8 protein-coding genes and 1 tRNA gene are annotated in these 14,672 nt (G+C 44.3%); 2 read left to right on the forward strand and 7 right to left on the reverse strand.

Annotation, left to right across the window (positions count from 1 at the left end):
- Positions 1 to 101 precede the first annotated feature (101 nt).
- The 7 genes from QQL60_RS09940 to QQL60_RS09970 all read right to left on the reverse strand — a co-directional run bounded on the left by QQL60_RS09940 (position 102) and on the right by QQL60_RS09970 (position 12,651).
- A complete protein-coding gene (locus QQL60_RS09940) occupies positions 102 to 3,425 on the reverse strand; it encodes a DEAD/DEAH box helicase family protein (protein ID WP_284723211.1) in 3,324 nt (1,107 codons plus the stop codon).
- Complete coding sequence (locus QQL60_RS09945; protein ID WP_284723212.1) at positions 3,425 to 6,721, reverse strand: DNA methyltransferase; 3,297 nt, start codon at positions 6,719 to 6,721, stop codon at positions 3,425 to 3,427. Before QQL60_RS09945 ends, QQL60_RS09940 begins: the two co-directional genes overlap by 1 nt.
- A gap of 20 nt (positions 6,722 to 6,741) precedes the next feature.
- A complete protein-coding gene (locus tag QQL60_RS09950; protein ID WP_284723213.1) occupies positions 6,742 to 8,004 on the reverse strand; it encodes a type II toxin-antitoxin system HipA family toxin in 1,263 nt (420 codons plus the stop codon).
- Positions 8,004 to 8,342: a helix-turn-helix transcriptional regulator gene (locus QQL60_RS09955; RefSeq protein ID WP_284723214.1), complete on the reverse strand. Its 339-nt coding sequence runs from the start codon at positions 8,340 to 8,342 to the stop codon at positions 8,004 to 8,006. Before QQL60_RS09955 ends, QQL60_RS09950 begins: the two co-directional genes overlap by 1 nt.
- 74 nt (positions 8,343 to 8,416) lie before the next feature.
- Positions 8,417 to 11,260, reverse strand: a complete 2,844-nt coding sequence (locus tag QQL60_RS09960; protein WP_284723215.1) for an SNF2-related protein — start codon at positions 11,258 to 11,260, stop codon at positions 8,417 to 8,419.
- Positions 11,261 to 11,465: 205 nt separating this feature from the next.
- Positions 11,466 to 12,446, reverse strand: coding sequence for a site-specific integrase (locus tag QQL60_RS09965; protein WP_284723216.1), 981 nt, complete (start codon positions 12,444 to 12,446; stop codon positions 11,466 to 11,468).
- A gap of 128 nt (positions 12,447 to 12,574) precedes the next feature.
- A tRNA-Arg gene (locus QQL60_RS09970) sits at positions 12,575 to 12,651 on the reverse strand.
- 404 nt (positions 12,652 to 13,055) lie between these two features.
- Here QQL60_RS09970 and QQL60_RS09975 point away from each other — a divergent pair.
- Together QQL60_RS09975 and QQL60_RS09980 are read left to right on the forward strand one after the other, a co-directional pair.
- A complete protein-coding gene (locus tag QQL60_RS09975; protein ID WP_284723217.1) occupies positions 13,056 to 13,349 on the forward strand; it encodes a hypothetical protein in 294 nt (97 codons plus the stop codon).
- Positions 13,350 to 13,409: 60 nt separating this feature from the next.
- Entirely contained in the window at positions 13,410 to 14,663 is a 1,254-nt protein-coding gene (locus QQL60_RS09980) for a TolC family protein (RefSeq protein WP_284723218.1), read from the forward strand.
- Positions 14,664 to 14,672 lie beyond the last annotated feature (9 nt).

Below are 14,672 nucleotides of genomic sequence, written 5' to 3' on the forward strand. Positions count from 1 at the left end.
AGTGCTTCCTTGCTTATAGTTTGTACTTTATGGGCTTAGACACTGTACCGTCATAAGCTCCAGTATCCAAGTGTATATACAATTCACCCTAATCACTTCTGCTATGTCCTTATCAGAGACATCAACTGGGTCATGTAATCGTGGTCAGCCATAAATAGAACGTGCCTTTGAGCAAGCTCATCATCTGTCATTTTCCAGCGGCCGGCTATCTCTAAGCGACTTGATTTTGGTGGGCCTAAAATCACGCTTTCAAGAACGACATCGGTATCTTTCAGCCGGCTCTCAAGCTCTTTGATCCGTTCTGCGAACTCAATCTTTTCACTACCAGGACCTTCATGTTGAAGACCATGAGGATCGATAAAAACGATCTTCTGCTTACCTTGGTGGACACGCCATAAGATAAAGTCTGGCCAAAAGCCTCCGGCTTCAAAAAAGCCGACACCATGGCGAACAAGATTCCTTAAAAGATAGAGCTGCTCTCCAGAGGCATCCAAGCGGGCCTGATTGGTGGTAATCCAGGTTTTTAGATCTTCCACAAACTGGAACTCACTATCTTCCAGTACAACAGGCTCAACTTTTATTCGGTTGCTTCTGGCCGATAGCAAAGGGTTGTATAAATGAATACCCAAACGCGTACCATCAACACCATCCTCATAGCCGGATGTGTATGAGTCAGAACCGCTCTCATCGAAGGCTTTACGTAATGCCTTGATGTCCTCAATTAGTGCTGACTCAGAACCATCAACAATCAGCCTATATTCGTTATCAGTAGGTAAATTACCATCAGCATCTTTCAGGGCTACTAATTCTAGGCGAGGCTCTAAATAAGCACGCTTATGGTAGTTATTAACCCGGTCTGCCAATAAGCAAAGCAGTTCCAATGCTGTTTGCTGCCACAATACAAAATTATTAGTGCTGAGGTTCCACATGCTATGAGGCAATTGCACCTCATACCAATCGTTCGACAACAATAATTTTTTCAGCTTGCTGGTGTCGGCCTCAACCAATAAGTTCGCATAACCACGCTGTGTGGTGTATCGACTCAAATCCAAGTATAGACACTGCATGTCGAGAAATGACAAGCGTATTTCATCAAAGACGACGGTATTAATTTTCGCCTGTTTTGCTGCAGCCTCATTGATTGCCACACCATCGGCTTGAATTGTTTCCAGCCTCGGGTAGCGGTCCAGCAGAATCTTCCGGTTCTTTTTTGTAATATCCGGCGGCAATCCCAAATCGGCCCCATCACCACCAAAACGTACCAGAGGACCATGTCTGGGGAAGGAATATTGCTGGTTATTATCTTTCCTAACTTTAGGCCTTAGCATCTTGAGCTCTTTGCCCATATCAGTCGTGACATTGAGCTTCAGAGTAATGACTTCAGGATTATCATTTCCTGGCAGGCCTTCATCTTTCAGGAAGTCTCTGAATGTCGCCATAAAGTCAGCGCCTACACCAAAGACGTTCAAAGTTTCTAAGAGATGAATTTGCTTTGGTGCTGTAGCTGGCTCAAGGTGACTAGAACGCATCAGACTCATGCCTTTGCCTTTGAGTCGCACACCACGACCAAATAGCTGGATGATCTGTGAGCCTTCTTTCTTACCTGTATTCATCAAGCCCATGGATGAAACACGCCAGCAGTTCCAACCTTCAATGAATTTCTTGGAACCAATCAGAACATTAACAGGTGAAGCTTCACCATTCACTTCAGCAAAGATAGGGCTGTCAAACTCTGACTTACGCACCTCGACGTGTTCAAGTTTGGCCGACTCCAAGTGTTCAGCCAAACCTGGCGCATCACCCACATTTATTAAACCAAATGGTGTCTCGTTATCACCAATTTTTAGTAATAACTCACCAGAATCACCCGTAATACGATCCACCACCAAGGTGCCACCACCATTGGTACCGAAAACATGGCGCATAATTTCAGTGTAGAGGCCAGCGGCATCGAGCTTTAAATCTTTTACGAATGGAAAGCTTCCAGCAAAAATATCATTGCCATTCTCATCAACCAGACCAGCTCCTTTAGCATTGCCAAAGACCACTGACTCTATGGCTGAGATAGCATGCTCGCGCTCTGCACTGAACCAAGCCATAAACTGGAGAATCTGTGCGACATCCGAAGCACGCTCATCATAGTTTTTCTTGGTTTCCTTACTACCATCATCTTTGACTACGCTGGCTCCTACAAATACCCAAAGCGGGGATGTGAGGTTGTATGGGCGAAACTCCGTCTTACGCTCAGCATAAAGCTTACGCTGTTGGTAAAACGCTACTAAGGCCGCTGTTAAGTAATTACGGCGGTGGTCTTGGACTTTGGCTGGTAGATTAAAGATACGATAATCCTTACCGTAGCCGTCTTCATAGAAATAGCGATAGCCATAATCGAACAGGATGCTCTTAGCATAAGTTTGTTCAACTTCAGCATCCTTGGCAGCCACCACAGCCTCTTTAAAGGTGGCTGAGTACTCAAAAGTAAAGCCTCGTCCTGCCAACTTCTGACGATGAGCCAACCAACCTTTTTCTTCTTTTGCAGAACCTAAGCCACGGTGGCCCTCATCAACTAACAACAGGTTTGCATCACCAAAGCTATCTACCGCCATGGTCTTCTTGCCCTGACTCACAGCCAGCTTAGTGATTTCTGTTACAGAAAGGCGCTGAAGTGATTGACGCTCACCACTAAACAGGTCGCCAGTGTCCTGTGACAAACGCTCTGCTTTTAATCCGCTATCCGCGAATTCTTGCTCATGCTGCTCTGACAGGCGTTCATTCGGCGTGATTAGAATGATTTGACCAAAGTCGTTAGTCTTGCCTGACTGCTTGGAATAATGCCGAAACTGTCTAATATTCGTATGCATCAACAAGGTCTTACCACTCCCAGTCGCGTTTTGGAGGCAAAGTTTGTTGAGGTCTTCAAGTTCATAATGCCCAATGCCTGTCTGAAAGCCTCTGCCATTCCATAAAGAATTAAAGCAATCTACTTGCTCATTAAGACTTTCCAGTAATGCATGACGATCCTTAAAGTAAGCATCCAGGTAGATTTCCACAAACAACAGCGTCAGCCACTGGAAATATTTCCACTGCAGCGTTTCATCACGAGGCTCGTTCAGTGCCTCTGTATGCTCGACTATATTGGCATCAAAGCGTTTTAGCTGCTCTTCACTGAACTTCCAGCTAGCCTGCCACTGTCCAAGCAAAGCATGCAGATAATGATGATGTCGCGTGGCATCTAAGCCATGCGGGGCATGCTTAAGACCTTTGGTCAGTATGGTGATAGGGCGGACCTTCTTACCGCCATCCCTGAATTGTTCAAGAGGGTCAATTCCAAAACGGCTTAGCACCCACTGATTAAGAATCAATTTTTTCAAAAAATCAGACTTAGCCGTTAAGTGTCTGACTCTGGTGTTTCTTCTCTCAGCCATTAGCCCATGGCTCCATCTGTGTCTTCCCACATCCGTGCCATAAAGGTCTCTTCTAGGCTTAATAATTTCGACTTGGCCTGACCAGTCAAACTCAAACCATGTGGGCCATTGATATAAATTTTGTCGAATTCGCTGTCAGATTGATTTACGCGGTATTTTGAGAGTAAGGCCTCAAGTGCAGCCGCATCCTTTTCTGGATCATCAGTCAACTTGCGCCAAATCACCATCACTTTTTCTTTATCAGCATCGTTGCCATACTCTCGACGGACATGACCATCAACTACTCTAAACCAATACGAACCGTGGTCATCTTCTTTGAAACGTTTTACTTGAAGGCGGGTATGCTGATCCTCGGGCAGCTCTGAGTCATACTCTCTTTCGAACTCAGCATCATAAGTGCGGGGCTTATCTAAAAGTGCCACCTCGAGGCCAAGTAGCCAGTTAAAGGTTTCTATCAAGTCCACACATATAGGAACTTGTATGTCTGTTCCTGGCTTTTTCACCCGTAATGAATACTTTGTAGGATCTTGGAACTGCTCAATGTTAAGCAGACTAGCAGAGCCTCTTGTTTCAACATCGAGAAAATAATTTAAAAAGAAATCCTTTCTTAGCTGTCCATTAATACTATCCGAAAAAAAATCATCAGTATGTGCAGTTTCAGCTAATCCTAAATTATTGAGACTATCCTCATAAGACTCTAAACGTAGGTATTTGAAGCAATGGGAAATACCCTTTCTGGTTAATGGCCGGCCAGCTTTCCAGTCTTCCGAATAAATAACTTTTTTGGTTCTGGGTAAAACAACATCATCAAAGTGCTTGCCCATCTCTACTAAACAATACTTTGTCCTTTTGCCTCTTCTAGAATGGTTAATCGAAGCATGAGCCGTAGTTCCTGAACCACCAAAATAATCCAGTATAAGTGGCTCAGGTGCATCTTCTCTTGTTGCCAGAGTTATACATTTTTCAATTAGGCGAATTGACTTTGGAAAATCAAATCTTTTGTTCCCTAAAATATCGATCAATAAAGTATTACCGTAGTTGCCTGCATCATAATCGCCACTGGACCAGACTGTTTTAGGCACAGTTAATTCATGAGTCAAAAACAAGTCTAGTGTCCCATCTACTTCTAAAACGGTTACTCTACTTAAGTTTTCATGAATAGAATCAAGCCCAAAATTCCATCTCCTCTCCACGCCATCTTGATCTATTGGCCAGATTTCAATCTCGCCACTTTCTAGTTGGATGTTTCTCCCCTCGGGGTGATAATCATCATCTGGAACATCACCTACCCTGACGATTTCTTTGCCTTTCACATAAATAGGATAGAAAGATAGTCTTCTTTCAGTTCGAAGTGAGTTCTCCCCCCACCTCCGCATTTTTCTTGGTTTTTCGTTCTGTTCGGGTGTTCTTGTTATGTGTATCCCACCATCATCTTTCGTGAGAAATAAGGCATATTCATGTGTTCGGTTGAAGGCTTTAGTTATTGAGCCCTTTGGGTTATGTACTACCGTAACCCTAGAGAGTCGGTGGTCAGGGAAAGTGTCTTTCATGAGCATTGAGAGATTTACCATCTCGGTGTCATCAATCGCTACTGTTTTAACGCCCTTGTCTGTAAGAAGATCCCTTGACTCTCTCATTCTGTCCGCCATCAATGAAATCCATGAAGAGTCTTTATAAGCATTTTTGTATAGAATTGGCGTGGAGTTCGTATTGTATGGTGGATCTATATAAATATAGTCAACTGACTCCGCATAACGCTGCTTTATAAATTTCAAGGCCTGGAAGTTATCAGAGTTAATTAGGACACCTTCACATTGTTCGTCTAACCCTTCAATTTCTGCCAATAAGCAATACTTACTAGACTCATCCATTAAGCCAGTATCAACCACCATATGTGGATTATCTTTCAGAGTCTTACTGGTCTGCTCTGTCTCATCAGAAATAAAGCCAAGCCCCTTCCATTCATCCCACTGTTTTTGATTAGTAACGATTTCGTCATAAAATGATTCTGGGACTCGATCTAGGGTGATGCAGTAGTTCACTTCCGTCACAAATTTTTTCTTCAACCAGAGCTTTTTCTGGAAGTTTTCCAACTGTGCAAGGAAATCGATAATCTGCCGGGCAATAGTACGTAAGACGGTAATTTTTTTCAGTGAATGCGCAACACCACTAATATCATCACCACTCAGATCATCCAGGCGCATGATTTCGTTTTTTATATAGAAATCCAGCTCCCGGCGCAAGAAGCCGCCCAAATCTTTATGGATAAAATAATCCATAGTGTTTCGCGCGGTGTAACTGGTCAGATACTTGGCAAGTAAAGTGCGGTCTTTTTGCTTTTCAGTTGGGGCCTGAAATGCCAAGGCATCATGAAATGTCAGTAAACTCTCATCGGCTTTCAACGTCCCTAGAATGGTTGATTCTGCTTCTTGTAACCGTTTTTTCTGCCAGCCACTTTCCTGACCTGTTTTCTCTGGATCAGGTCGATATTCAAAGTTAATGACGAGTTCATGGCCGTCGGCTTTCCCCTCTGCCGAAACAAGTGGCCCTACTTCTACAGGCTTGTCTGCATGAATGATAAAAAAACGTGTCTGATTTTCTTTGACGTTGTTATGGGCACCTTCTGAAGCATCGACGAGTTGAAAGGTCACCTTAATAGGGTTGCCGGCATCATCACGCCCAAAATCAAGACCGCCCTGGCCAACTGTGCCTTGGCGTTTTCGTTCTTTTTCGGTGGCCTCTAACAGGTCAAAACTAAAATTGGAGAGGTATTCACTGGACTTGATGTAATACTGATCTTTATTTGCCCAGTGCAGATAGACTTCACGGCCATCATAAGGCACTGCATACGGTGCAGCACGAGATTCGTTTTCACCTACATGGTAACGACGTGATAGAAAATCGCCCTTGTCGTAATAACGGGAGAAGAAGCGGTACAGATGATCATATATATCAGACGGATCATCGCCATTATCACGTGCAGCATCATAAGCCTCTTTGGCAGCTTTGACCTTAGGGTTTGAATCAGGGTCATCGATACCAAACTCAACAGCTTGTGCCCGGGCTTGCTCATAACTAGCTTTCAGTTCAGCAATTTTGTCATCGCCACTGTCAGCAAAGGCCCCATCAATCTCACTTGCCAGATCATTTTGAATGAAGGCCTTAATCTGGTCGCTCTTGGCATGCATGATACGGTACAAACCAAAGTCCAGTTCCGGCTGGTTGAGCTGAAATAACTCATGCAGCAGCCCGATGAATTTTTCTTTTTTGGCGTTATTGGTACTTTCGTTAGCCATTTTATTTTCCGTCTCTTGGTTTATTTCGTTTCAGCAAGGATGGTAGCTACCTTGCGTGCACGTGCTTCAATGATGGTGATAATTTTATCGATGACTACGCACTGCCCATGCTCAGCAAAAAAGGCGTCTCTTAATGCATAGGCCTGCTCAACAATCTGCTGACTCATTTTTTGGAGTCTCGATCTAACGAGTTTGTCTTGAATCTCTATATCTTTGGCGAATTGCTGCCAACGGCGAGCAATGATCCAATCAGGTCTGTCTTCTCCTCCAATCCGCATCGCCATCTTGGCGTTTAACTCGGGGTATACTGCCGTGGACAACAGGTCATAAAACGGTGCCAGCTTAGGCCCCGTGTCCGTTAGCAGTAGGGAAATGTTTTTTGCATGCGCATCTGCATTGCCAATAAGGAAATTAAAGACAACCCAATCCAGTAATGACTGGATGTCTGCTGTTGGTTGAATGCTCCTGTCACGCAGTAGTTGGAAGCATTGCTGAAGTATCGGGCCACCCTCTTTTTCATATTTCATATCCGGCATCACAGCCAAAGCCTGACAGAAATCTTCCTGATGGAGGCGTTCGATTCTGCCACTAGCCCCATCTACCGACCGGTCATAGCGCTCGACCAAATACAGAGGCATATGTTTATGCAAGACTGTAGCAGGCGGTACGGCTAGACCAAGATGTAAAGCCAGTTGCATGCAGAAAGCTTCATTTTCTACAGAGTGTTGAATACGGGATATGGGCGGTTTAATAATATGTGTACTTGGTGCTGCACCCGAAGTAATGCTGAGTAAGCCAGATTCTTTGTTGTAATAAACAGGGAGCTTGCTCTGAGCACCAGCCAATGAGAGCCTTACGCCTTCTTCACCTGCCATCATAGGCCGCCTTGGCAGCTCGTCGATTATCGCTTTCAGTTCGTCATCATCAACTGGCTGGTATATACCATATTCGGTTGGCAGCTCTCCATCAGGCAATAACATGACTGCACCGGCACATTCACCGCCGATTTCATCCAATAAAGCATAATCATTACCCTCTGACACGCCTAGATTTAAGGCAACCAACCTGCGTTGCTCAGCTTCGGGCAGCAGATTGGCAAAAAATGGGCGGGCCACGTCATCATCAAAAATGTCCGGTTGCAGTGGCAAGGACAATGATAAAGGTATGGTATCCTCACTACGGAGCCAGCCTTTTTCATACTGAAAGGCCAGCCGACGTTTATCTGCAAGCCACAAGCGACCGACATGCTTATTGTTTAAATAAACAGCTAACCCATGAGTCATCAGCCCTTAGCCTCATTGACGTCAATACCAGAGCGCTTCCAATCACGTGGCTGAATGTAAACTTCCAGGCCCAGGCTCTTCAATACCTGTAGGGCTTTACCTAACTCAATTGTTGTTTTGCCATTTTCAAGTTCTGAAATGAATCGAACACCCACACCACACAAGGCAGCAAAATCAGCTTGAGTTGCTGACTGTGATTTACGGTGTGAACGCACTAGCCGGCCAATGTCATCAACCGACAATATTTTCCCGTACGGTAAAATATTAGTATCACTCACAGCCAGCCCCATTAAATATTCCCGAACGGGAATAATACTACTGCCAATAATTTCAAACAACCTAAATATTCCCGATCGGTAATAAAATGTACGCCGACGAGACAAAAACAATATAATACTCCCGTACGGGAATATTATATTAATTTCCATCGGATTCTGAATATGTGGTGGGTGGTACTTTTTTGGTGCATGCGTCTTTCGAGGGCCTCAATCAAATCATCACGGCGCTGCTCAATTTCATCTTCCACATCAAAAATAGCCTGCCGCTGTCGTCGTTGTTGGCGCTCCAGAGACTTTATCTCTTCCTGGAATTGTTTTTGTTCTTGTATAGTTTGGGCTGTCCTGGCCTTACGCTTGGTATCACGGATTTTTATCTTCGTGTCTTCCAGTTGTTGCTCCGCTGAATGGATCTGGTCTTCAGCCCATTGATCCAATTTGTCCCGTTCGCGCTGGAAGTACTCATTGTTCTCTTCTAATGCCCTGCTGAGTGCAGCATCAAGCTGACGACCAGCAGTCTCTGACAACGCTTGCGGAGGCTGGCCTGCCTCACCAGACACATGCCCGTGGATATTGAATAACCGCTCACAGGCCTCCTGATCTAAACGTGAGCCATCATCGGCTAAGGCCGTAAAAACCAAATGCTCTTCTCGCTGGAAACTTTCGAGTTCCAATAGGTTTAGATCCAGCCAGCCAGATCGGCTTTCTAACGTATCGAGAACCGAAACACGATGCGGATAATTCGATAGGTCGAAGGTGATTTCGGCTGCGGGAGCATCAAGCCTGCGACCGTTATCTAAGACGTACTCACCGAGAGGATGAGTTAACCGGTAGGTGTGCGCGTTATCAGGAACTTGCTCACCTTTACGAATCAGTTGATAAAGGCCAGTCGGAATTTTAGGCTGAGGCTGCTTGCTAAGGATGAACGACAGGTTGTCATCATCGAAACGCGCCATATCGGAGAGCATATGATGTGTGAGACGCCAGAAAAGCCTAGCAATACGGTCAAGCTGCTCTTCCGCTTTGTGGCGCTGAATTTTGAGCAACTCAAAGATTTGCTCATCGAAGTTTTCCAGCAACTTGGCTTCCGTTTCCTTCATTCGCTGATTGATGGCAGCTTCCAATTCGGTCTGAAGTTGAGCAAAAGCCCGCTCTATCTCATCTGGCGTACGACAGGTGTCATAGATGGCAGCAATGCGCTTCTGAAAATCGACACCGGACTCAATACTTCCTAACACTTCATCCGATGCACCAAAGAGTCCGTCAAAGAGATGAAATTTTTCGGAGAGTAATTCCAACACGCGCCTATCGGCAGCATTACGTTGGTTTAGGAAGTTAATAACAACAACGTCGAATTTCTGCCCGTAACGATGACAACGACCAATACGCTGTTCGACACGCTGTGGATTCCATGGCAAGTCGTAGTTCACCAATAGATTACAGAATTGTAGGTTCACACCTTCTGCGGCAGCCTCTGTAGCCAGTAGGATCTGCGCATCATCACGAAAGTGGTCAATTAAGGCCGTGCGTCTATCGACCGCAGGGCTTCCCGTTACCCGATCACTACCGGCATGCTGCTTCAGCCAGCGTTGATATATGCCTGTCGTATTTGCCCCGGCATTGGTACCGCTAAAGGTAACAACTTTGCCACCATAGCCATGTGTCTCGAGGTAGTTAGCAAGATAGTCTTGTGTACGTCGTGACTCGGTAAAAATCACGACTTTTTTTGGAGCCCCCATTTCTGCCATACGCTCAAAGCCGGTTTGTAGGGCTTTTAGAAGAGCGTGAGACTTTTCATCCTCTCGAATCGTATGGGCGAGTTGGATGTATTGCTCTAATTCAGCGATCTCACCACGTAAGCGAGTCAAATCAACAGGTATGGCTGGCGCTTCAACATCATCCAGTATCGTCTCATCCAGAATATCTTCATCAAGATCCTCATCATCTATTAGGTTGACAAGCCAGTTATCATCAGCCTCTTGCTCTTCCTCAAGCTTACGGAGCCTAGTGAGCATTGTTTCCAGGGTATTAATGACGGCACTTGTGGAAGAGGCAAGCAACTTCCTGATGACGAGTGAGACGAGATGACGCTGCCGATGGGGAACCCCATAGCTGTTTTCACGCTGAAGGTACGCAGAAACCAGATCATATAACCGTTGTTCATCCTGGCCTGGCGTGAAGGGTATGGTTATCGGCTTACGCTCAGTGTACTTCACATACTCAAGCACATGGCGCCGTAAGGTTCGCTTGCTAAATTCTTTTAAGCGATTCTTCAATCCATCGATGTCATTACCATTTCGCATATAAAGGCTACGGAAACTCACAGCATCACCAAAAAGCTGCTCATCAATGACGGTGGATAACCCATATAACTCCATTAAGGAGTTTTGTAGTGGTGTGGCCGTTAACAGTAGTTTCCGTGATCCGATAAATGCTTTTTTGATGGCTTGCCCAGTCTGATGGCTATCACGATGAGCATTACGTAGCTTATGAGCTTCATCAATGACAACTAGGTCCCATGGAATGCGTTTTAGCTCATGCTCCATATTGGCTGCAAAGTTGAAAGACATGACACTGATGGTGTCTTGGTCTAAAGGGTTGTGAATACCCTCTTTGCGAAGTCTCTTGTATGTGCGGGCATCTAATACTTGTGTGGGTAAGTGGAATTTATCCGCTAACTCATTTGCCCACTGCTTCCGAAGTGCAGCAGGACAGACCACTATTAACTGACGTCGACGTTCGGCCCAGTATTGACAAAGTACCAATGCTGCTTCAATCGTTTTACCTAGGCCTACCTCATCGGCAAGCAGCACGCCTTTTGATAAGGGGTTTTGAAGAGCAAATAACGCGGCATCTATCTGATGGGGGTTGAGATCAACAGCAGCGTCGAATAGCGATTGAGAAATACGACCAACATCACCGCCTCGGCGTTGTCTCGTAAGCTCATAAGCATAGTACTTAGCGTGATAGTCCGTAATCACTTCCTGCTCCATATTTTAGATGATGAAACACACAATCTTTTGTAAGGTTTATCGAGATTAACATTGGCATGTACAAAAATCTTCTCCAGATATTCACACACGTCAAAATTAGAAAGAGTTAATTATGCAAACCTAAAGCTTAAGGCAATTAAGGGTAACTACATGTTTTTATCTATAAGATTGACGGTGAATTCTTAAAATAAATTTAAAGCCTTTTAGCTAAGTCTTCAGCTCTTAGGTGAGTGTAACGTTTCAACATTCCTAAATCTTTATGGCCAGTGATAGATGAAACTTCCATGATATTAAGTCCTTGTTCAAATAAACGACTTGTAGCTTCATGTCTCAAATCATGAAAACGTAGATCATGTATTTTTGCTCGTTTGCAACATCTATCAAAAGCTGTTGTTATCGAGTCGGCTCTTAATGAAAAAACTTTGCCTGTGATATTTCTAGGCATCGTTTTCAAAACATTTAAAGCTGTCAAAGATAAAGGCACAACTCTATTGTCACCATTCTTTGTATCTAATAATTTTACGATACGCTTTTTCTTATCTATGTTTTCCCAACGAATATTAGCAATCTCCCCTCTTCGCATAGCCGTCTCGATGGCAAGTGTAATAATGTCATAGAGTTCACCACCATATTCTTTTGCAACACTTAACAATCGCTCGATTTCACCTTGCTCAAGTCGTCTTTCTCTTCCCCTTTTTGGCTGTGGCGGAATGGTTACCTTTTCAACCGGATTGCCATGAGGTAGATACATCCCCCATTCTTTAGAAGCGATATCCAAAATACGTTTTATACAGAGCAAGTCCTTCCTTACCGTTTCATTTTTTACAGTTTTGAGCCGATTGTCCCTGAATCCAGCTAGTACATCAGGGGTTAATCTAATCGCAGTGTAAATGCCTAGATGTGTGCATATACCTCGAATCATCGACTCCATTTTAATTGCAGACTTTTTGCTAGGCAGGACTTCACGAATATAACGTTCAGCTAATTCTTGGAATGTGTAAGTTTCAGCTAGTGAACTCGATATGAATATTTTACTGTCCATTTGAGTTTCAACTTGAGTAGCCCATTTTTGAGCCAAAGATTTATTACGGAATGTTTTTGTTTGGACGGGATAGCCTTTTTTGCGCACTTTTGCCTGCCACTGTCCACCTGCCCGTTTCGTGTAACTAGCCATAACGTTAAATCATCCTTTATCACGCCAGTATCATTTTGTTAGTGTCCCAAAATTGTCCCAAATGGACATTTTCAGGATCTAAGCTTGAAACAAGAGTAATGTAACTTATTGAAAAAAGGAAGATTAAATGGCGTCCCCGGCAGGAGTCGAACCTGCGACCTTCCCCTTAGGAGGGGGACGCTCTATCCAGCTGAGCTACGGGGACAATGGTCAGGCATTATAACAGGCAGTGATAGATGGTTCGAGCTGTCTGACTTTTCAACCGGCGACTGAGCGGCGGTCAATCACGTGACAAAATAATATATCCCCCATGCAATTGCAGATACCACACCTGACACTAGATAAAGAACTAAGACAAAGACAATACCTGCGCCAGAGAAAAAGCTAGTGATAGCTCTAAAAGGGCCGGATATTTCCGATGCCAACGCGAAAGCAATGCCTTGCACTATCACTGCTCAGCCGAACGCTAATAGCGTGACAATTTTCGGAAAAAGCCATGAATCACCGGTATTCGTCATAGCGAAGTTGATTATTTCGATACAGCCAGCTAGCATTCCATACTAAAACAGCGAGCACAGAATATTGAATCGTCATCACCTATGGTCATTAATGCTAGTTATCTGCATGGTCTTCTCGACCAGTGCATCGGCATTTCTGCACATTGATGAACACAGCAATGGATTTACTCACAATGTTCATCAGCATGATATTGATGAACATCATCACGACGACCACGACTCAGAAACAGAACATGCACATCACTACAACCTCCATGTGATTGGTGATTTAGTTGAACACAAGGCAGTCTTACTCATTAAGTCTGTCAGCATGGCTAGCTGCGATGACTCATCTCAGCTAATTTCTAGAAACTCCTCTCCCCCTATTCCGCCACCCAACGCTTAATCCATCTCTACTAATTATCGTTATTACGCACTAGCGTAAGTTTCGTTATGGGAATGGATTATGAAATTATTACTAAATTATCGTGCGCGATATTTTTCGGCACTATTGATGTTGGTTGTACCAAGTCTGGCTCCTGCTATTGACCTAACAACAGCAGTGAGTAAAACACTTGCCACGAACCCTACACTGCAACTCTACCCTTACCATGTTAGAGCTCTTGAAGGGAACGAACTCCAAGCCGGGCTAAAACCCAACCCGACTTTACACATCGATCTTGAAAATGCGTTTGGTACAGGTCAAACCCGCTTTTTATCTGGTTATGAATTAACACTGTCACTGAGCCAAGTTATCGAGCTTGGTGAGAAACGTGAGCAACGGATCAGCGTTGCAAAAGGAAACATCCTTACTCTTCAACGAGAATATGAAGTCAAACGCTTGGACATCACTGCAAATGTGCTTCGTGATTACTATCAAGCTCTTCGACTTCAACATTTGCTGATTTGGAACAACCATAAAATAAAAATAGAAGAAGCAGCATTAGACGTTATTCAACGTAGAGCTAATGCAGGAGTCGTTGGTAAAGCTGACGTTATTCGTATGCAGTTACGACTAGCCAAGTCAGAAGCAAAAAAATCTGAGTTGGAATTCCAGCACTCAAATGCACTTAATATGCTGGCCTCTAACTGGTCTGGAGTCGCTGATTTTGAAAGCGTTGACGGTGATCTAAATCAAACACCATTAGCTCCAAACATCGCTTCATTACTCACTGCCGTTCAAACTACCCCAGATTACTTGTTACTTGAAGCACAAACGCGTGTCAGTGAAGCTCACTTGGCGCTGGCGCAAGCTGAAAGTCAGGCGAATATCACTGTAGGCGCAGGCATAAGACGGTTAGAAGCAAATAATGACAATGCTTTTATCTTCAACTTTTCCATGCCATTGCAATGGAATAATCAAAACCAAGGAAACATTGCATCCGCGTACTCAACACATGAAGCAAGACTTGCTCATCAGGAGCTCTTAAAAACCCAGCTTGAAGTTGTGATGAAACGCATTACCACCGCTATGGAGAATAATATTCAACAACTCGAACTCGTTGAAAGTAAGTTGCGTCCAGTGGCGAAGTCTTTACTTAATGAAGTTGAGCGAGGCTATCGACTTGGTCTCTATAACGTACTTCAGTGGGTCGATGCTCAAGATGAACTATTCAATATTGAACGTGAGCGTATCGAGGCTCAGCATGCCCTTCATCTCCAATATCTTGAATTAGAACGTCTGAGTGGGACTGATCTAGCCTCACTTTCGGCACATTAAGGAATAACT

Source organism: Methylophaga thalassica, from assembly GCF_030159795.1.
GTDB lineage: Bacteria > Pseudomonadota > Gammaproteobacteria > Nitrosococcales > Methylophagaceae > Methylophaga > Methylophaga thalassica.